The following is a 20156-nucleotide window of genomic DNA, read 5'->3' on the forward strand; positions in this document are numbered from 1 at the left end:
GCTATGGGCGGGCTCCATTACTAGCAATGACTAAAGTAGTGTGCTGCCGTGCTGCTTATTGTTATGTTATTGTTGTGAATTTTTCATATGTTGAAATGTTGAAAAAAGGAGCGTTCCCGCCACAAATAATCGGCGATTTCATCCGTATCATTAATTCCAAAACGACGCTGCCTCAAAGGCAGGCGTTCCGGCAAGGCCTCGGCCCCATCGCCCCAAACCGCAACCGCCGCCACTTCCGCTAATCTTTCGGCCAGCTCCAGACCCGCTTCATCCCGCACAAGCACGAGCTTGGGATACTTCTCCTCCTTGAAGCCTTCCACAAGTACATAGTCATACCGGCTAAAAGTCTCGATCAAATCCTCCAGCTTCCTGCCGCGGGATTCAAGAATAAAAGACTGCTCCGCACCGGTGATTGCGACCGCTTCGGCGCCCGCTTTCCGCTGCTTCCACGTATCCGTTCCCGGACGGTCTGCCTCAAATTCATGGGCATCGTGCTTAATGACGGCAACGCTGTAGCCTTTGGCCCGAAGCCGCGGAATCAACTCGCAAATCAGCGTTGTTTTGCCGCTGTTCTTGTAGCCGACGAACTGGCAAACCGCCGGCAGGTGGGATGCCGCCCCTCTACCATACTGGCCGCTGGGAGCGTCCGCGTTCGTGCCGGAGCCTGTCCAAGCCCCCGTGGCGGACGCTCCCCTGACCCGCCCATAGCGGCGGAATGCCCGGGTGGATTCCGGTCTCCTGCCTGTAAAACGCCGGCTCATGGCAGAATCATCGCCCGAACCTTCGAACCGGAGGGTAGGCCGCGTTCTTCGGGCGGCACAACGATCAGGCAATCGCTGTCCTTAATTGTAACCATCACGGACGACTCATCGATTCCGGCGGGAAAGGCATACACGCTGCCGCCGCGCACCTCAAGGCGAGCCCGCACAAAGCGGGTATAGTTGTTCACCTTGGGATAGTCCTTGCCCAGTACAACCGTCCATTCCGGCAGGAAAGGCTCGGACGCGCCCTGCATGAAAACGATAGCCGGGCGCGCGAACAGCTGGAAGCCGACAAAGCAGGCGCCCGGATTGCCGGAGAGCGCAAGCAGCAGCTTGCCGCCGCGAACCGCAGCCGTCGTTACACTGCCGGGGCGCATCGCGACTTTGTTGAACAGCATGTCGCCCGCTTCTTCGCGCACAAGGTCTCCCATGATATCGTAATCGCCGACCGATACTCCACCGGTCGTAATTACGAGGTCGTAATTCTCCAGAGCAGCCTGCACTTTGCTTCTGGCAAGTTCAATCTCATCGGCGATTGCGCCCAGCATTACTGGCTCACCGCCCGCCTCCTTCACCAGCGCTTCAAGCATCGGGGAGTTGCTGTTGCGGATCTTGCCGGGCTGAAGCGGCTCTTTCACATCCAGCAGCTCGCTCCCCGTGGCGAAGATGCCCACCTTGGGCCTGCGGACGACCGGCACGCCGTGCACGCCGAACGCCGCCAGTACGGCGATATCCCCCGCCGCGATTTGGTGCCCGGCCGCAAGAACATGCTCGCCCTGCTTGAGCTCATGGCCAACCGGCGTTATATTGCGTCCGCCTGGTATCGGCTTACGGACACCGACATAGGGAATGCCTTCCAGCTCACGCGTTTCCGTCACCTCAAGCATCACGACGGCGTCGGCGCCTTCAGGCACCTGGGCGCCGGTCATAATCCGCGCCGCCGTCCCGGGTACGATCCTCTCTGAAGGCACCGCGCCGCAGGGAATGTTGTCGACGACTTTCAGCCACACCGCCTCTCCTTCCCGGCAGTTCTCCGTATCCGCGGCTACCACGGCATACCCGTCCATTCCCGAGCGTCTGAACGCCGGAAACGGATGCGGCGCCGTTACGGACTCAGCCAAATAACGGCCCAGCGACTGCTCCAGCGGCACAGTCTCGCTGTCCATCGCCGAAGCGTATTTCAAGATTCTTGCCTGCGCTTCCCCAACCTGAATCGCCTTTCGCCCAAATTTACTGTCCGATGGTTCCTGTATTGTCATCGATTATTCCTCCTTTACCTGCTTGTCTATATATGTAACCGATCACCCTTACAAAATTCCAGCTAACTCTGGCCTTCCCGCCTGCGGAATAACCGCGGATATTTCTCCTGCTATTTTCTGGCACGTTTTATTGTAGCATACCGCACACAGACATACCCAATTTCCCTAGCGTCAGCGCGGCTGCCGATTATACAAGAAGAAACGCCTGACGTCGTCTTTCAAGACGCAAGTGCGTTTCTCGTAGAAATACAAGGTCTTTTATAAGCGTGAAACTTATAAATTCTTGTATTTTGAAAAAAGCAGGCAAGCCACTGCGGCCCCCTGCTTAACCGTTTCTATGGAATTCATCCCTTCACCTTATGAGGCCCGGATCACTCTCACGTCGCCGGGAATGATCTTCTCGCCCTCATACAGCATAAAACGTCCGTTCTGCCATTCGATCCGCAGCGGCAGGCCGTCATCTGACTGATACTGCCAGACATGCTGGTCGCCCGCGTTCATAAACGGCGTCTGCCCGGCAACGGATACATGGCCTTCATACTCTTCTTCCAAGTAGAATACGTTGTCGTCCAGTTCCATCGTGGCGGGAATCTCCGCCAGGCTGTCCAGACGGCCGTCAATCGCCTTGTACAATACATATCTTAGCTCTTCCCTCTGCTCGATATGCAAATAGGCGAGCGCCGCGCCGTCGCGAAGAGTAAGGAGCGCCGCGTTCCGTCCGAAATTGCTTACGCGTCCCGTCACCTCATAGGTGACCAGCGACACCTCGCAGATGTCCCCGGGCGCAAGCTGCAGCATGCTCTTCTCCTTCCGGGGCGGTTCGTCTTTGGCGAACAAATTGCCGATACGCTTCCAAATGCCCATCCATGATCCTCCCTGTCTTTAACTCGTCCGTGCAAAACGAAGGAGAAACGGCGCCGCCGTCTCTCCTTCCGCCTGCATACCCCGGGCTGCTAACCTTGTGCGGGAGTAGCGTTATTGCTTCTCGTACTGCTTCATCAAAGCGGCCAGCTCGTCTTCGACCGCCTGATCCTTGCCCAGCTTCTCAAACTCGTCGTCCAGTGATTTGTTGTTGCCGGCCAGTTCATTGCTAGCTTCCGCTTGCGCTTCGGCCTGAAGCATCTTCTCTTCCATCCGTTTCAGTCCGGCTGCCGCCGTATCGGAGCTAAAGCCGCTCATCGCCTTGTTGATTTCAGTCTGCGCCTTCGCCGCGTTGTAACGGGCGACCAGCGTCTCACGCTTGCTCTTCATCTGATTCAGCTGCTTGCGCATCTCTTCCAGCTTGGCACGGAGATTGTCCGCGGAAGCCTTGTTCTGATCGTAGCTGGCCTTGTATTCCGTCAGCTTGCCTTCGGCCGTCTTCTTCTCTTCCAGCGCGCGGCGGGCCAGGTCGACGTTGCCGGCCTGCGCAGCGGTGTGGGCTTGCTGGGTGCGTTTGTTCACCAGCGCTTCCTGTTCCTCGTACAGCTGCTTGAATTTCTTCTCGATGGCGATCTGGGCGGCCACCGCTTTCTCTGCGTCCTCCAGATCCTCGGTCATGTCGCGGATATATTGGTCGGTCATCTTGATCGGGTCCTCGGCTTTATCAATGATTGCATTGATATTGGACATTGTTAGGTCACGCAATCTTTTAAAAATCGACATGGTTCATTCCTCCAAAAGATGGTTTTTATCCTGATGATATGTTGTACGCAGCAATGCGGCGGCGCGTTTCATTTTTTGCCGGCCAAATATTCCTCCACCTTGCGCTCTACAATTTCCACCACCTGCGCGATTTGCGCCTTGGACAGATCATCGTAATGAATTCCCATGACAACCGTAACCGTTCTTTGCAGCGCTTCGGCAACTTTGACGGCAACCAATTCGCTGATCGTATGCTCCTTATGCCCGGGAACGGCCGAAGTCGCCGCAGCGGGACCGTTCTCTCTGATGTAGGCGGTGCTCGCAGCGCCGATATGCCGGACTCCGCCCGTAATCAACAGCAAAATATCTTGTCCCACCGCCGTTTCGGACAACGTGATATCGTCCGGATCAAAGGCTTCCGATGGCACACGGATTCCCTCCCTAATATATAAACCTCTTGTTAAATAATTCCCCGGATTTCATCCAAAGACTTGATATTTTCTTCGATCATAAACTGCCGCAGGTCTAGAAGCAAGTCCCGGCCCGCCCGCAAATTCATAAAATTGTAGGTCCCGACCTGAATTACTGTCGCTCCCGCCATAATAAATTCGATAATATCCGTCGCGGACGAAATGCCGCCCATGCCGATGATCGGGATATTCACTCTCTTGGCAACCTGGTGCACCATTCTGAGTGCAATCGGCTTAATGGCCGGGCCCGACAGCCCTGCGTACAGATTATTGAACACACTGCGCCGGCGGCGGACGTCGATCTTCATGCCCGAGATCGTATTAATCAGCGACACGGCGTCCGCTCCTTCTTCCTGGCACATCAGCGCCATACCTGCAATATCTTCTGCGTTCGGGGACAGCTTGACCGACAAAGGCAGGCTTGTCGCCCGCCGGACGGCCCGTACCAGCTCGCTCGCGTCGCATGTCCGGATGCCGAAGGCGATCCCGCCCTCTTTAACGTTCGGACAGGAAATGTTCAGCTCAATCATGTCGACCGCTTTGCGGCCGCTGGCGCTGCGCCGGTCGGCGTCCTGTTGGATCAGTTCGGCTCCCGTGACGTAATCCTCGAACGTGTTCCCTCCGAGATTAACGATCCGAGCGGTGTCCAGCGTCTCCCAGTACGCACATTCTTTTTCCAGAAACGAGGGAATCCCCGGATTCTCCAGACCCACACTGTTGAGCATTCCCGATGGCGTCTCATAGACCCGCGTTCCCTGATTGCCCGCTTTGGGATTCAGCGTCAGCCCTTTACCGGAAATGCCCCCAAGCTCGTTCACATCGTAATACTTGGCATATTCCTTGCCGAACCCGAAGGTTCCGGATGCCATGACGATCGGATTCTTAAATGCGACACCGGCAATATTGGCGCTCAAATCAAGCTGTGTGTTCAAAGCTGTCGGCTCATCGTTTCTAATCATGGAACACTACCTCCTCGGCCAAAAATACCGGACCGTCCGCACAGGCCTTCCGCTGACCATCCTTACAGGATACGCTGCACACGAGACAGGCTCCGATGCCGCAGGCCATGCGGTTCTCAAGCGACAAATACACATTGACCGGGCTTCCCGCGGTTGCCGCTGCGATGCCTTTGAGCTGGGCCGCTTTCAGCATCGGATGCGGTCCGCACACGAATATATGGTCATACTCCGAAAAATCAACATTGTCCAGAATAAGGCCGCCAACATCAACCGTCAGCTTAGCGGCGTAGGGGCGGAACTCTTCCGTCCGGTAAGGCTCGCGGCTGAAGCCGAGATATACGTCGCTGCCCGGAAGCTCCCGCGCACAGTACAGCAGCGGCGCGATGCCGATGCCGCCTCCAATCAGCGCGACCCGTCCGGTGACGGATGGAAAACCGCTGCCGAACGGACCCTCGAGCCCAATCGAATCTCCCGGAGTCAGCTGCGCGAACAGCTCGGTACCCTCACCCACAACGTGATATAGAAAATCGATGCTGTCGATGTCAACCTGATGTATGCTCAGCGGTCTGGACAGCACCGGATACGCTCCCCATGCCCGCAGCATGTAGAATTGTCCCATTTCTCCGCCGTATCCTCCGCCCACCCGGAGATGGTAGACATTATCCGCCAGCCGCTCATTACTTATAACCGTCCCCACGATATCAAGCTCCTTCAAATTTTATCTTAATAAACATGCCTGAGTCGAAGCTCAAAATCTGTGATATTCTTCACACTTTGCATGTTTATTTATTCAAATTCTAATCTTCCGTACTTCAAGTATACACGTAATGGAAGCTGCTCGAAATATCGGGAGAAATAACCTTCTCCGCATGTTTTTCCCCCCATTGAGGAATAACAACATAATGACGCCGTTAGATGAAAGGAGCGCAAAAAATGTTTCATATCCGCTTTGCCAAAAGGATTGCTTTGGGCCTCATTTGTATATTCATCGGCTGTGTTCTCGGTTGTTCACCTGTTTCAGATACGCATCAGACGAAGACAACTGCTGCGGAGCTTCCGAAAAACGAAGCCGTGAAGAACAAGGCTTGCCCGGTCGTATCGACAGAAGGCTTCTCCCCTGATTGCGATGCTAGAAAAACAGAGAGCGCTCCGGCAGGGAGCATTCTCAGCGAAGACCGTAAACCCGCCGCCGTACCCGCTGCCGCGCCGATGTCCCTCGGCCAGCTGATCCGCAAGTATCCCGATGTTATCAAGACGAACGGGCCAAGGATCAAAACGATCGCCCTCACGTTTGACGATGTCCCCGACCCTAGATTCACACCACAAATTTTGGATGTGCTCCGGAAATACCGGGTGAAAGCCACTTTTTTTATAGTAGGAAATCGCGCGGCGAAGCATCCCTTACTCGTCAAACGCATCGTTAGAGAAGGCCACAGCATCGGCAACCATTCCTATAACCATCCCCAATTCGGCAAGCTGGGCGTACGAAAGTTCAGGTCCCAAATCCTTCGAACGGAAAATATTATTAACAGGATTGCGGGATTTCGGCCGAAGCTGATCCGTCCTCCCTATGGCGACATCAACGAACAGCAGCTGAAATGGGCGGAGCTCCACGGATACAAGCTGGTTAACTGGAACGTGGACTCTCTGGATTGGAAAGGACTGTCCAAGGAACAGGTGAAGCGCAATATTTTGTCTCATGCCGGGAGAGGCTCCATCATTCTTCAGCATGGCGGGGGCGGCGTAGGCAGCAATCTGAGAGGCACCATCGAGGCGCTTCCTGAAATCATCCAGGCGCTGCGTCTAAAAGGATACACCTTTGTTACCGTTCCGGAGATGCTCAAGGTGCCTGAGAAGAAGTAGAAGTCCCACATCCAACCCTGCATGCGACAAAAAAAGAAACGAAACAGACCCGCGGCCTGGCTTCGTTTCATAAGACAACTATTTAATGACGTACAGCCGAACATCCTGAAACCCGAATTCGGAAACGAAGCTCTGGCTCCCGGGAATAAAAATGTCAATCCGCTTACCCTGAATCGCACTCCCTTTATCGGAGGCGGTTGCGACAAACGCCTCTTTGGGAAGTCCGGGATGGGAATATCCCGTTACCAGCACCTTCGTTCCAAGCGGAATGACATCCGGATCGACGGCAATGGTGCCCAGCTTCAGCGGGTTGCCAAAATAATCGACAGCCCCCCATTTCCCGTTCTCGCTTGCGGCCGAGGAATAGGCCGTTGCTTTCACCTGCAGCGTTTTCTCATAGCTGAACGTTTTACCCCAGGCTTCCACCGTCTTGGGGCTGGATGACGCAGTCAGCAGCGCCGGCTGTTCCTGGCTTAAAGCTTTCAGTTTCGCAGAAGCGGCAGGGTTGTCCTTCACAGGAACGACCAGCCTTAAGCCGGGATACACATTAAGCGGGTTCACTTTAGGGTTCGCTTTCACTAATTCGCTGATCCCTACGCCATATTTTTTAGCTACTGTATAGAACGTAGTTTTATCTCCGGCGATGTGAATGGTTTGGGCATGCGCCGGCGCGGCCATTAACAGGGCTCCAAGGCCCAAAATGACGGCGGCGGACTTAAACGGTGACAGTCTGAATTTCATTGCGGCCTCCTTCTCTTACGACAACACGTATTCTCGGGTTATGTATTTTTCTAATGAAGTATGTAAAAATTTCTCTAAGCTGCTTACCCGACAGTTTTGAATATATCACAATTTTGTAACCTTTTCATTTGTAATTGTTACCATTCTGAAATTATTTGGAGACCGAGACAAGAGAAGTCTCACTATAGGTTACATATTATTTATTATGTAAACCATTTGTCGATGACAAACTTGTTATTTTACACTGGCAGACATGGAATATTTTACACTGCGTTAACAATTGTAGCTGTCGAAAAAGGTAAAATAAATAAGATATGATAGAATAATTAAGAGATACCGCTAGAATCGACCCATAGGTTATAAATTTGGAGGAGTCATGAACGAAGAGCATAAGAAAAACAACTACACCAATCCATCCGCCTATCTGAACCGGGATCTCAGCTGGATCGAGTTTAACCGCCGCGTCCTTCAGGAGGCCCAGGATCCGGACAATCCTCTGCTCGAACGGGCCAAATTTCTTGGCATCGTCACAAGCAACCTGGATGAATTCATCAGTGTGCGGGTTGCGGGCATACAGGATCAGATTCGTGCGGGCTATACGAAAAAAGATTTTACCGGCTACACGCCCTCCGGCCTTCATAAACGTCTTTACAAGCGTGTCGGAAAGATCGTCTACGATCAGTACCGCACCTTCAGGGATATCTCCCGGAGTCTGAACAAGGAAGGCATCATTCTGGTCGACTACGAGGATTTGACACATGCCCAGGAAGCCGCGGTGGAGGAGTATTACCGGGACATCATCTTCCCGATTCTGACGCCGATGGCGGTGGATCAGAGCCGTCCCTTCCCGCTTGTGCACAGCCTGTTCATTTACCTTGCGGTCGTTCTGAAGAAAGAGCATGCCGATGAGGACGAGTTCTATTTTGCCATTCTGCAAATCCCGTCCAATCTGCCCCGCTGCATTCCGCTGCCGCACCGCGCCAACAGCAAACGCCGGCAGTTCGTTTATATCGAGGATGTCATTCGGGCCCACATCGGAACGCTGTTCAGCGGCTATCATCCGGTTGCGGTCAATGAGTTCCGCCTTACGCGCAACTCCGACCTTTCGATTGACGAAGAAGGCGCCGAGGATCTGCTCGAGGAGATTGAGAAAGAGCTGCGCAAACGCCGCCGGGGCGTGCCTGCAAGGCTGGAGGTCCAAAAAGGCATTCATCCGTATGCTCTGGAACAGCTGCTGGCCGAGTTTGAAATCGGGCATTTTGTGTACGAGATCGACGGTCCGCTGGACCTTGGATTTTTGCGTCAGTTCTCCGGCAGCCTCAAGGGCTATGGCTACTTGAACTACCCGCCGATCGAACCGGTCTATCCGGCCGAATTCGATGAAACCGAGGATTTCTTCGAGGTGCTTCGGGAGCGCGACGTGCTTGCCTACCATCCTTATGAATCATTCGAATCCATGATCGATTTCATTACTCAGGCATCCGAGGACGATCAGGTTATGGCGATCAAGATGACGCTGTACCGAGTCAGCGGCAACTCGCCGCTCATCACTGCTCTCGCCCACGCCGCCGAATCGGGCAAGCAGGTGACTGTCGTGGTGGAGCTGAAGGCGAGGTTCGACGAAGAGCGCAATATTGCGTGGGCAAGGAAGCTGGAGCAGGCGGGATGCCATGTTGTGTATGGTCTGGTCGGTCTGAAAACGCATGCCAAAATCACGCTGATTGTCCGCCAGGAGGGCAACGAGCTGCGCCGTTATGTACATATCGGGACAGGGAACTATAACGAGAACACCGCCAAAATCTATACCGATATCAGCCTGTTCACCTCGAGGGATGACGCGGGGCTGGACGCCTCCGAGCTGTTCAATCAGATCACGGGGTATTCCACCAATCACGACTGGAAATCCTTCGTCGTCGCTCCGGTCAGCATGAGCCTTACCCTGAATAAACTGATCAAGCGGGAAAGCGAGCATGCCGCGGCCGGCCGCCCGGCACGAATCATAGCCAAGATGAACTCCTTGTCCAACCAGCAAGTTATCGACGAGCTGTATGAAGCGGATCAAGCCGGCGTCTCCATTGATCTGATCGTCCGCGGGGTCTGCTGTCTTCGTCCCGGAGTGCCGGGCCTGAGCGAACGGATTACAGTCCGGAGCATCGTCGACCGCTTTCTGGAGCATTCCCGGATCTACTATTTTGAAAATGGCGGCGATCCCGAAGTTTATCTGTCCAGCGCGGACTGGATGACCCGCAATCTGACCCGCCGGGTGGAATTAATGTGTCCGGTAAAGGACAAAACGGCCCGTGAGCAAATCGTGCACATTTTGGAAGTGACGCTTCGGGACAACGTGAAATCGAGCTTCCTTCAGTCCAGCGGCAATTATGAACGGCCGAACGACGAAAAGGCTCCTTACCGGAGCCAGTTCGCCGCTATGAATGTTGAGAATTGGAAGTATACTCAAGCTTCACCTTCAGACCCCATGCATTCCTGAACGCCTTGAGGGCATTGTCGATTTCCTCCAGTTTCAACAGGGGCCGTTCGTTAACCCGAAGCTCAATTTCCAGGCTTCCTCCCTTAAGCCGCGGTTTGATCTGCTGCTGGATTCCGGTCTCCCCGGTGTCCAGCGCCGCGCTTAGCTGGACAAGCGAACCGAGCTTGTGAATCCGCTCTTCGTCGGAAGGCAGAAGAATGTCCTTATGATCTGCGGACAGCTTCTGCTTCCGGCTTTTTGTGCTATATGAAGCAATCATAGAGCACAGGACAAGCTGACGGTGAGTCAGACCGCGAATCGGCGAATTCATGAGCCAATAGCGGGTGTGCCGCTTGGACTGGTAATAGTTGATATTGGCGCCGAGGCGGTAAAGCATGACCGATACATAGATCAGCATTTCCATCTCTTTCTCATCGTTTTCGCCGTTGAGCGTCGTAAACAGCTTTTGCGCATGTTCGAGGACTTGGGATAAAAACTCTGCGGAAGCTTCCTGGTTCAGCTGCTGCAAGGTGCCGAGACTGTATTCCAGCGCGCTGGCGCGGACCGGATTCCCGGGTTCAAGCAAATCATGCAGCATCCCTTCGCGAAGCCCTTCTCCGCTAATAAGCGCATGCCCGGCTCCTACATACTGATACACGGTATGAAAAATAATCAGACCCGATACAATGATGTCCGCCCTGCTTTTGGACAGCCCCTCCAGATTTTTACGCTTGTCGTACGGCATCGCAGGCAGCGTCTCCATGAATCTTTTGACCGTTTCCGTGGACAGCGTGTATCCGTGGGAATTGGGAAGCGAGTAACTCTTTCGCTTCTGGTCGATTTTGCCCAGTGTCCGCAGCGTTCCCCCGAGGCCGAATAAAGGCAGCCCTTTTCCAGACTTAAGCCATTCACAGCTCTCAAGACGCTCTCGAACGAAGTTTTCCAGCCTGTGCACCTGCTCCATGCTCCAGTTGCCGCCATGGCTGAATGCCACATTCGTATTGACCGCCCCGAACGGAAAGGAAATGCTGTTTCGGAAGCGCCTGTTCTGAAACTGGGTAATCTCCGTACTGCCGCCGCCGATATCGATGACAAACCCGTCCTGAACATCGAAGGCGTTGATGACACCGAGAAAGCCGAAATAAGCTTCCTGCTGTCCGCTAATAATCTCAATCGGCAGCGAAGCCGCTTCGGAAAGAAAGCTGGCGATCTCTTCGGAGTTGGACGCATTCCGGATGGCCGCCGTCGCCCCGGCGCGAATCCGCTCGGCGCCGAACACCCGGCATACCTGTTTAAATTGAAGGAGCACCGGTACGATGGTCTCCAGCGCATCCCGTTCCAGCCTGTTCTCGATGGTAATCTTTTCACTAAGCCGGGCGGAGTATTTGCATTCCTTGATAATCCGGTAGCCCCCTTCAGGGGTCGTTTCGTAAATTACAAGTCTGATGGAGTTGGAACCGATATCGATAATACCTGTTCGGCTGAGGTCGTTATTCATTGTTTGTTCCCCTTTATCTCATTACTGAGCATAATTATACATGTTTAGACAGCATATTTACATTTTAAACGTTGAACGGTTTTCTAAACGTCTCCAAGAAATCGATTGCAATCCGGAAATAGTGGATGAAAAAAAAAAGCGGCCCGGAAGCGCTTCATGCTTCCGGGCCGCTTGATATATGTGATTTTATAACACCTTGCTTAGAAAATCACGGGTTCTGGCATGCTTTGGACTGCCGAACACTTCCGCAGGCGTTCCCTGCTCCACGATTACCCCGCCGTCCATGAACAGAATCCGGTCCCCCACCTCGCGGGCAAAGCCCATCTCATGAGTGACGATGACCATGGTCATGCCCTGCTCGGCCAGCTTCTTCATCACCTCAAGCACTTCACCGACCATCTCGGGGTCAAGCGCCGAGGTCGGCTCGTCGAACAGCATGACGTGCGGCTGCATGGCCAGCGCGCGGGCGATGGCGATCCGCTGCTTTTGTCCGCCAGATAACTGCGACGGATAGGCATCCTTCTTGTCTTCAAGTCCAACGGTGCGCAGCAGATCAGTTGCGACTTTCTCCGCTTCGGCCGAAGACTGCTTCTTGACTTTAACCGGAGCCAGCGTAATGTTCTGCAGCACGGTCTTGTGCGGGAACAGGTTGAACTGCTGGAAGACCATGCCCATTTTTTCACGCGTTACATTGATATTATGCTTCCGGTCCGTGATGGATTGTCCCTCGAAGGAGATTTCGCCGCCTGTCGGCTGCTCCAGCAGATTCAGGCAGCGCAAAAAGGTGCTTTTTCCCGAGCCGCTGGGGCCGATCACAACGACCACTTCGCCTTTTTCAATTGTAAGGTCGATGCCTTTCAGAATTTCCAGCTTTCCGAACGCTTTTTGCAAGTTCTTAACGGCGATCACTGGTATTCCATCTCCTTTCCAGTCTGCCAAGCAGTTTGGACAATGTAAATGTCAGAATAAAATACATCAGAGCGATAACCAGCAGCGGAGTCAGCCCGTCATAAGTAATCGTGGTAATGGTTCTGGCTTGGAATAACAGATCCATCGCGCCAATCATGCCGACAATGGAAGATTCTTTGATAATGGTAATGAACTCGTTGCCTATCGCCGGAAGCACGTTCTTCAGCGCCTGCGGGAGAACAATATAGCGTATCGTCATCGCCTGCGTCATCCCCAGTGAACGCGATGCTTCCGTCTGGCCCCGGTCCACGCCCTGGATGCCGGCTCGGAATATTTCGGCCAGGTAAGCTGAGCTGTTAATCGTAAGAGTAATTGCCCCCGACTGTATCGCGGTAAACTCAAGACCGATTGTAGGCAGACCGTAGTGAATGATAAACAATTGCACAAGCATCGGCGTTCCGCGCAGAAATTCCACCCAAGCGGCGGCGATCCAGCGAAGCACTCTAAAGCTTGACATCCGCAGCAGGGCAACGACGATCCCGAGCACGAAGCCGCAAATGACTCCGATTATCGCGAGAAGAAGCGTGTATTGCAGTCCAGTCAGAAAAAAGCTGCGGTATTCATACGCCATATTAAGCAAATTCATCCTGCTCTCAAACCTCCTTGTCGCAAAAAAATAGAAAACGGCGGATCACCGCCATTTTCTCGATTTTAAGGAAAACGCAACATTCCGTATATCTTTAGCCTTACTTGCTCTCCGCCAGCTCGGATGCTTTGGTTACATACTCTTCGATCTTTCCGGCGGAATTCAGTTCGCCAAGCGTCTTGTTGATCTGAGTCAGCAGTTCCGTGTTGCCCTTCTTGACCCCGATAACGTAACCGTCGTCTTCCACTTCAGGTTTGGCATCGGTGATGACCAGCCCTTTCACGTTCTTGACAAAGGACTTGGCTACCGGACCTTCCATAATGGAAGCGTCGACCCGGTTGGACTGAAGCTGAAGCACGATATCGGAAATTTTGGCAAGCGACGTCAGTTTCGCCCCCTCGATTCCTTTCGCGATGTCTTCCTGAATGGAACCGGTCTGGATACCGATCTTCGCGCCTTTCAAGGTATCCATCGTATTAAATTTATCCTTGTCGGCTTCGCGGACAACAACGGCCTGTTCGGCTTTATAGTAGACATCGGACAGATCCACCGCCTTCGCTCTTTCCGGTGTCGGACTGAGTCCCGAAATGACCATATCCACTCTTCCGCTGGACAGCTCGTTGAGCAGCGAATCGAACGGCAGATCCTTGATCACCAGCTCGGCGCCCATATCTGCAGCGATGTCTTTGGCAATGTCGATGTCAAAACCGACGATGGTGTCCTTGCCGTCGATCACCTTGTGGAATTCATACGGCGGAAAGTCCGCGCTTGTCCCCAGCGTCAACGTTTTCTTCGCCGCCGTACCCGTATTGCCTCCGTTAGCACCAGTGCCCGTATTGGCCTTGTCCTGGCCGCAGCCCGAAAGAAGGCTTGCCGCGAGCAGCATCCCCATAGACATTTTGATCCATTTGTTCATTTGTGTATATCTCCCCTGTTCTCTCATCGGGCGTTGCAGCCCATCTTTGTGTCAGATGTGTGTTAGTTGTTTCTTGTCCCGGACCGATTTATTATAATTCAACTCGTATGAATATGCAAAGATTTTTTTGAAGATAAATTGGCAAAATAACAGTACGGCGTTTGTAACCCGTATCCAAGCTGAGCCGGTTGCGAAAACGGATTTGATTTTCTGAAAAATTCCGAAAACAATTGGTTCAATCCATTAAAATTAAGGGTATTAACCTTAGTGCACCGATTCCGAACCTTATCAGAACCCGATCAAAGATTAGGAGGGCGACTATGCTGTTAGAAGCTTTGTATCATGTTCCCCGTGACAAATGGGCATATGCCTATGATAAGGAAACCGTGCATCTGCGCCTGCGGACGAAACGGGATGATGCGGAAGCGATCTGTGTCATGACTGGCGATAAATACGCCTGGGACCGTACGTTTGAAGAAGTCCCAATGAAAAAAGCTGCTTCTGACGAATTATTCGATTATTGGGAAGCCTGCGTGCAGCCGAAATTCAAGCGGTTGTCCTATCTGTTTCGGATCGAATCCGGCGGTGAGACGGTTTATCTGTCGGAAAAAGGCACAATGAATGAAATGCCCCAGCCTCCGGGGGGCAATTTCGAGTTTCAGTATATTCATGAAATCGACCTGTTCAAGGTTCCCGAATGGGCCAAGGATGCGGTGTTCTATCAAATTATGCCGGAGCGATTCGCCAATGGGGACCCCTCTTTAAGTCCCGAAACAGCAGAGCCTTGGGGCGGCACGCCGCAGCGGGAGAACTTCTTCGGAGGCGATATTCAGGGCGTTATGGACCATATCGACTACCTGGCCGATCTTGGCGTCAACGCCATCTATTTCACGCCTTTGTTCGTTTCGCCGTCCAACCATAAATACGACATTATTGATTATAAAAAGGTCGACCCTCATTTCGGGGACAACGCGAAGCTGAAGGCTCTGGTCGATCTCTGCCATGAGAAAGGCATCCGCGTGATGCTCGATGCGGTATTTAACCACTGCAGCAAGGAATTTCCTCCTTTTCAGGATGTCCTGAAGAACGGAAAACAATCCAAATATGCCGATTGGTTCCATATTAATTCTTATCCGTTGCAGGTTGTGGACGGCATTCCAAGCTATGACACCTTCGGTTTTTATGAAAACATGCCCAAATTCAATACCGCCAATCCAGAGGTCAAATCGTATCTGCTGGATGTGGCGGAATACTGGATCAAGGAAATCAAGCTGGACGGCTGGCGGCTGGACGTGGCGGACGAGATCGATCACCATTTCTGGCATGATTTCCGGATCGTTGTTAAAAGAGCAAATCCGGAAGCTTTTATTGTCGGCGAGGTATGGAGCGACTCGCTTCCCTGGCTGCTTGGCGATCAGTTCGATTCGGTTATGAATTATCCGTTCTCCGGTACCGTTCTCGATTTTTTCAACGGGGAAATGGACAGCTATACCTTCAGCAATAAAATCGGCTCTCTGCTTATGCGCTACCCCCAGCAGACCAATGAGGTCATCTTCAACCTTCTGTGCAGCCATGATACGCCGCGCCTGCTTAACCGTATGGGAGAAGACAAGCGAAAGCTGAAGCTCACCGTTGCCTTTTTATTCACGTTCATGGGAACGCCATGCATCTTCTACGGGGACGAAATCGGACTGACCGGCGAGGGCGACCCCGATTGCCGAAAATGTATGGAATGGGACCCCGCCAAGCAGGATCAAGAGCTTCTTGATTTCTACAAAAGGATGATTTCGCTGCGGAAGGAGAATCCCGCACTGCGTAGAGGCCAATTTCGCATTCTCGGCGCCTGCAATGATGATCCGTGCATCATTTATGAGCGGGTCGATGGGGAAACCCATTTTACAATCTGGATGAACAACTCGCCCGAACCCCGCAGCTTAAGCCATGCAATGGAAACCGAAGATTGGAAGGATACGTTCACCGGCGAACCGGTGAAGCCCGATAACGGAACGATGCATGTCTCACTTGAACCTTTTGGATTCCGCATTTTGTCCCGCCGCTTGAAACAGGAGACGTCTGCTTCTTCCGGGAAGGATTCCGGCGATTCGGTGAAAGAGGAGTCGGCGACTGCTCATCAATAAACTGTACAGATTATTCGCAGGATCATTTACAGGATTAACACAAATAAAAAGGCAGCTTTCCTTAGAGGCGTAAATACGCCGGGAAAGCGGCCTTTTCTGTTTTGCCAAAAGATAGTGAACCGTTCAGACCATTACATTATTGTGCCGGCTCGGCTTGCGCCGTGATTTTATCGTAAATATCGATGTACTGCTGCGCCGAAATATCCCAGCTGTAATCGCCCTTGAACGCGTTGCGGGTCACGCGCTTCCAATGCTCAGGCTTGTTGTACAAGGAAATTCCGCGGCGAAGGGTGTTCATCATATCATGGGCGTTATAATTCGTGAAGGTGAAGCCGTTGCCTTCCCCGGTTACCTCGTTGTACGACTGCACGGTATCGTTCAGGCCGCCCGTTTCCCTGACAACGGGAACGCTGCCATATCGAAGGGCCAGCAATTGGCTGATTCCGCATGGTTCGAACTTGGAGGGCATCAGGAACAAATCGCTTGCGGCGTATATTTTTCGCGAGAGCTCATCGCTGAACTTAATCTGCGAAGACAGCTTGGTCGGGTAGCGCCACGCCGCTTCGCGGAACCAGCGCTCGTACACCTCGTCCCCCGTCCCAAGCACGACGAACTGTACATTGTCATAATACAAAATTTCGTCCAGCACCCGGGTCACCAGATCGAGTCCCTTTGAATCGACTAGGCGGGTGACCATCCCTACGAGGGGAATATGAGGCGCCACGGGGAGACCCAGTTCCTGCTGCAGGCTGATTTTGTTCTCCGTCTTCTTAAGAAGGTTGTTGCGGTATTTTGTGAAAATTTTCGGATCTGTCGCCGGATTGTAGGCCTTGGTGTCTATACCGTTGACTATACCGCTCAAATGATCGGCTCGGGCATTCAGCAGGCCGTCCAGGCCGTAGCCAAAATGCGGCGTCCGGATCTCTTCGGCATAGGTCGGACTGACGGTCGTCACATGGTCGCTATATACGATGCCGCCCTTCATAAAGTTCACGTTGCCGTAGTATTCCACCCCGAGGAAATAACTGCCGTCCAGGCCAAGCAGATCGCTGAGCACCTCATACGGAAAGACGCCCTGGTACAGCAGATTATGTATTGTGAATACAGTACGGATGTTGCTGTAAAAAGGATTGCTGCGGTAATGCCCATCAAGCAGCATAGGAATGACGGCGGCATGCCAATCATGGCAGTGCAGCACGTCCGGCTGGAAGTCAATGGCCGGCAGCACCTCAAGAACGGCACGGTTGTAAAAAGAGAACCGTTCCGCGTCATCGAGATATCCGTAGACCCCGTCGCGGCCGAAATAATACTCATTGTCGATAAAATAAACCGGCACGCCGTCATAGTTCAGCAGCTCGATCCCGCAATATTGATTCCGCCAGCCAACGGGAACTTCGATCACCTTGACGGGCTCCATCTTCTCGCGGTATTTCTCGGAAATCCCCCGGTATTTGGGAAGAATGACTCTTACATCGACTCCGGCATCCCGCAGCGCCTTCGGCAGCGCTCCGATTACGTCGGCCAAGCCTCCCGTCTTGATGAACGGGTGACTTTCCGCAGCGGCAAACATCACTTTCATACCTGTTTCCTCCTCTTGTGTGAATGAGTGCTGGATAGAAAAGCTGTCTATTGCTGGATCTCTTCGGTTTTAGGTTTCCGTTTTCGCGGAGCAGCTTTAGCCGGGGCTTCCGCTTTGGCGGGCTTGTCCGCCGTTTTATCGGCCTTTTTGGCTTTGGCGCGCGCTGTCTTCGTCTTTCCTTTCGGCAGTTCCGTTACGGGTTCAACGGTTATGCTCTCGTCCTCATCCCCTTTTCTCTTCCGTCCACTCTTTTTTAGCACCACCATGCTTAGCGGAGCAAGGGTCAGCTCCAGACTGTTCGGCTGGCCGTGCATCTCCAGTTTTTGCGTCTTCACTGTACCGGTGCTGGCGCCGGAGCCTCCGAATTCCGTTCTTTCCGAATGGAACGCTTCTTCATACGTTCCCGCCTTCGGAACGCCGATGCGGTAATGAGGCCGTTCCACCGGCTGAAAATTGATGACGACAATAAGCAGGTCCCCCGCTTTTTTTCCTTTGCGGATGTATGAAATTACGCTTTGCTCATTGTCGTCCGCGGAGATCCACTGGTAGCCTTCAAAGCTGTGGTCCTGCTCCCAGAGCGCTTTTTCCTCCAAATAGAATTTGTTGAGCGCAGCGGTATAGGCGAGCATCTTCCGGTGGCTCTCATAGTCAAGCAGCAGCCAGTCGAGCTGCTCCTGGTCCTTCCACTCAATGAACTGGCCGAATTCCCCGCCCATGAAGAGCAGCTTCTTGCCGGGGCTTGTTATCTGGTAGCCCAGCAGCAGCCGCAGACCCGCAAACTTCTGCTCATAAGAGCCGGGCATCTTGTTAAGCAGCGATCGCTTTCCGTGCACGACCTCGTCATGCGAAAGGGGGAGCGTAAAATTTTCCGAGTAAGCGTAAGCAATGGGAAACGTCAGCAGGTTGTGATGATAGGGACGGGCGCTGAAATCCTTCTCTATGTAGGCAAGCGTATCGTTCATCCAGCCCATGTTCCATTTGTAATTGAAACCAAGCCCTCCATCATGTACAGGAGCGGTAACACCCGGCCAGGCGCTGGATTCCTCCGCCATCATCAGGGCATGCGGGTAGTATTGAAAGATAACGGAGTTCAGCTTCTGCAAAAAGGCAATGGCTTCAAGGTTCTCAAAACCGCCGTTCACATTGCGCCGGTACTGGTGCTCCTGCTTCTCGAAGTCGAGCCGCAGCATACTGGTGACCGCATCAACCCTCATTCCGTCGATGTGGTACACATCGTACCAGAAAAGGGCGTTGGAAATAAGGAACGAAACGACCTCGGGCTTGCCGAAATCGAAGGACAGCGTTCCCCAGCCCGGTTTCTCCGCGAGCAGCGGATCGCCGTACTCGAAGCAGGGCGTGCCGTCGAACAGCCGCAGACCGGGATCGTCCTTGGCAAAATGGGCCGGAACCCAGTCCAAAATGACGCCGATGTTCGCCTGATGCAGGCGGTCAATGAGATACATCAGCTCTTGAGGCTGTCCAAACCGGCTCGTTGCAGCGTAATATCCTGTCCCTTGGTATCCCCAGGAAAGATCGTACGGATGCTCCGCCAGCGGCATGAACTCCACATGAGTGTAACCCATCTCCACCAGATAAGGGATTAACAGGTCGGCGATTTCCGTGTAGCTGTACAGCTCTCCGCCTTCCTTGTTGTGAATATTCTCCTTCTGCCGCCATGTAGCCAAATGCATTTCATAAATATTCAGCGGCTTGTTATAAGGAGCTTTGTTTTTGCGCCGCCACGCGGCATCGCCCCACTGGTAGCCGTCAATTTCGGTCACGACCGAAGCGGTAGCAGGGCGAACTTCAGCCTGATAACCGTAAGGGTCCGCTTTCAAAAAGCTGGAGCCATCCGGTCCGACAATTCTATATTTGTAAAATGTTCCCGGGGAAATACCCGGGAAAAAACGACTCCAAAATGCTGAATCGGGTATCTTATATAACGAGTCTTCCTCACCGCTTCCGTCCCAGCTGTTGTGATCGCAGGCTAATCCTACATATCTTGCTTGGGGGGCCCACACGGTAAAACGAACTCCGGGCACTCCTTCTTCCACGGCGGTATGCGCTCCGAGCATGCGATAGCTGCGGTAATGGGTACCTTCATGAAACAAATAAATATCCTCCGGTGACGGCATGTTTACTGCTGTTGGTTGCTCAGCCAAATGATTACCACCTTTTTTAAGATTAGAGAAGATTCAAGTTTCCGGTTCCAAAGCAGGATGCACCTTATACATTACCCCAATTTCATCTGTTTGAAAACGGTATACAGAACAATGAATAATTACGGCAATGAGGTCGCTCCATTTTTGTGTAATTTTCCTATAAAC

The 20156-nt window shown here is 52.9% G+C and carries 17 protein-coding genes; 3 read left to right on the plus strand and 14 right to left on the minus strand.

Annotated elements, in window-relative coordinates; all coding sequences use genetic code 11:
* Positions 1-83: 83 nt before the first annotated feature.
* From mobB to G5B47_RS00900, 7 genes are all read right to left on the minus strand, one after another.
* Positions 84-761: a molybdopterin-guanine dinucleotide biosynthesis protein B gene (gene mobB / locus G5B47_RS00870; RefSeq protein ID WP_165093369.1), complete on the minus strand. Its 678-nt coding sequence runs from the start codon at positions 759-761 to the stop codon at positions 84-86.
* Entirely contained in the window at positions 758-2020 is a 1263-nt protein-coding gene (locus G5B47_RS00875; protein WP_165093370.1) for a molybdopterin molybdotransferase MoeA, read from the minus strand. The genes mobB and G5B47_RS00875 overlap by 4 nt, the downstream gene beginning before the upstream one ends.
* A 357-nt stretch (positions 2021-2377) precedes the next feature.
* Entirely contained in the window at positions 2378-2884 is a 507-nt protein-coding gene (locus tag G5B47_RS00880) for a DUF4178 domain-containing protein (RefSeq protein WP_165093372.1), read from the minus strand.
* Between the two features lie 111 nt (positions 2885-2995).
* Complete coding sequence (locus tag G5B47_RS00885; protein ID WP_165093374.1) at positions 2996-3664, minus strand: PspA/IM30 family protein; 669 nt, start codon at positions 3662-3664, stop codon at positions 2996-2998.
* 68 nt (positions 3665-3732) lie between these two features.
* Complete coding sequence (gene lpdD, locus G5B47_RS00890; protein ID WP_165093375.1) at positions 3733-4071, minus strand: prenylated flavin chaperone LpdD; 339 nt, start codon at positions 4069-4071, stop codon at positions 3733-3735.
* Positions 4072-4103: 32 nt separating this feature from the next.
* Positions 4104-5072, minus strand: a complete 969-nt coding sequence (locus tag G5B47_RS00895; protein ID WP_165093377.1) for a dihydroorotate dehydrogenase — start codon at positions 5070-5072, stop codon at positions 4104-4106.
* A complete protein-coding gene (locus tag G5B47_RS00900) occupies positions 5065-5769 on the minus strand; it encodes a dihydroorotate dehydrogenase electron transfer subunit (protein ID WP_165093378.1) in 705 nt (234 codons plus the stop codon). The genes G5B47_RS00895 and G5B47_RS00900 overlap by 8 nt, the downstream gene beginning before the upstream one ends.
* Before the next feature lie 236 nt (positions 5770-6005).
* Between G5B47_RS00900 and G5B47_RS00905 the strand changes: the two genes are divergently transcribed.
* Entirely contained in the window at positions 6006-6935 is a 930-nt protein-coding gene (locus G5B47_RS00905; RefSeq protein WP_235949638.1) for a polysaccharide deacetylase family protein, read from the plus strand.
* A gap of 78 nt (positions 6936-7013) precedes the next feature.
* Here the strand turns inward: G5B47_RS00905 and G5B47_RS00910 are convergent, their stop codons facing one another.
* On the minus strand, positions 7014-7676 hold the full coding sequence (locus tag G5B47_RS00910) for a 3D domain-containing protein (protein ID WP_165093380.1): 663 nt from the start codon (positions 7674-7676) through the stop codon (positions 7014-7016).
* A 376-nt stretch (positions 7677-8052) separates the two neighbouring features.
* Between G5B47_RS00910 and ppk1 the strand changes: the two genes are divergently transcribed.
* The gene (gene ppk1 / locus G5B47_RS00915; protein ID WP_165093381.1) at positions 8053-10164 is read left to right on the plus strand and encodes a polyphosphate kinase 1; all 2112 of its coding nucleotides are present in this window, start codon (positions 8053-8055) and stop codon (positions 10162-10164) included.
* Here the strand turns inward: ppk1 and G5B47_RS00920 are convergent.
* The 4 genes from G5B47_RS00920 to G5B47_RS00935 form a co-directional block, all read right to left on the minus strand.
* Complete coding sequence (locus G5B47_RS00920) at positions 10103-11641, minus strand: Ppx/GppA phosphatase family protein (RefSeq protein ID WP_165093383.1); 1539 nt, start codon at positions 11639-11641, stop codon at positions 10103-10105. The genes ppk1 and G5B47_RS00920 overlap by 62 nt on opposite strands.
* Positions 11642-11827: 186 nt before the next feature.
* On the minus strand, positions 11828-12550 hold the full coding sequence (locus G5B47_RS00925) for an amino acid ABC transporter ATP-binding protein (RefSeq protein WP_165093385.1): 723 nt from the start codon (positions 12548-12550) through the stop codon (positions 11828-11830).
* Positions 12537-13196: an amino acid ABC transporter permease gene (locus tag G5B47_RS00930; protein ID WP_165093386.1), complete on the minus strand. Its 660-nt coding sequence runs from the start codon at positions 13194-13196 to the stop codon at positions 12537-12539. The genes G5B47_RS00925 and G5B47_RS00930 overlap by 14 nt, the downstream gene beginning before the upstream one ends.
* A gap of 100 nt (positions 13197-13296) precedes the next feature.
* Positions 13297-14112: a transporter substrate-binding domain-containing protein gene (locus tag G5B47_RS00935; protein WP_165093388.1), complete on the minus strand. Its 816-nt coding sequence runs from the start codon at positions 14110-14112 to the stop codon at positions 13297-13299.
* A gap of 320 nt (positions 14113-14432) precedes the next feature.
* Between G5B47_RS00935 and G5B47_RS00940 the strand changes: the two genes are divergently transcribed.
* Complete coding sequence (locus tag G5B47_RS00940) at positions 14433-16250, plus strand: alpha-glycosidase (protein WP_165093390.1); 1818 nt, start codon at positions 14433-14435, stop codon at positions 16248-16250.
* Positions 16251-16386: 136 nt separating this feature from the next.
* Here the strand turns inward: G5B47_RS00940 and glgA are convergent, their stop codons facing one another.
* Together glgA and glgB are read right to left on the minus strand one after the other, a co-directional pair.
* Positions 16387-17829, minus strand: coding sequence for a glycogen synthase GlgA (gene glgA / locus G5B47_RS00945; protein ID WP_165093391.1), 1443 nt, complete (start codon positions 17827-17829; stop codon positions 16387-16389).
* Between the two features lie 47 nt (positions 17830-17876).
* Entirely contained in the window at positions 17877-19964 is a 2088-nt protein-coding gene (gene glgB / locus G5B47_RS00950) for a 1,4-alpha-glucan branching protein GlgB (protein WP_165095331.1), read from the minus strand.
* Positions 19965-20156 lie beyond the last annotated feature (192 nt).

The sequence above is a fragment of the Paenibacillus apii genome, assembly GCF_011043685.1.
GTDB classification, from domain to species: Bacteria; Bacillota; Bacilli; order Paenibacillales; family Paenibacillaceae; genus Paenibacillus_AQ; species Paenibacillus_AQ sabinae.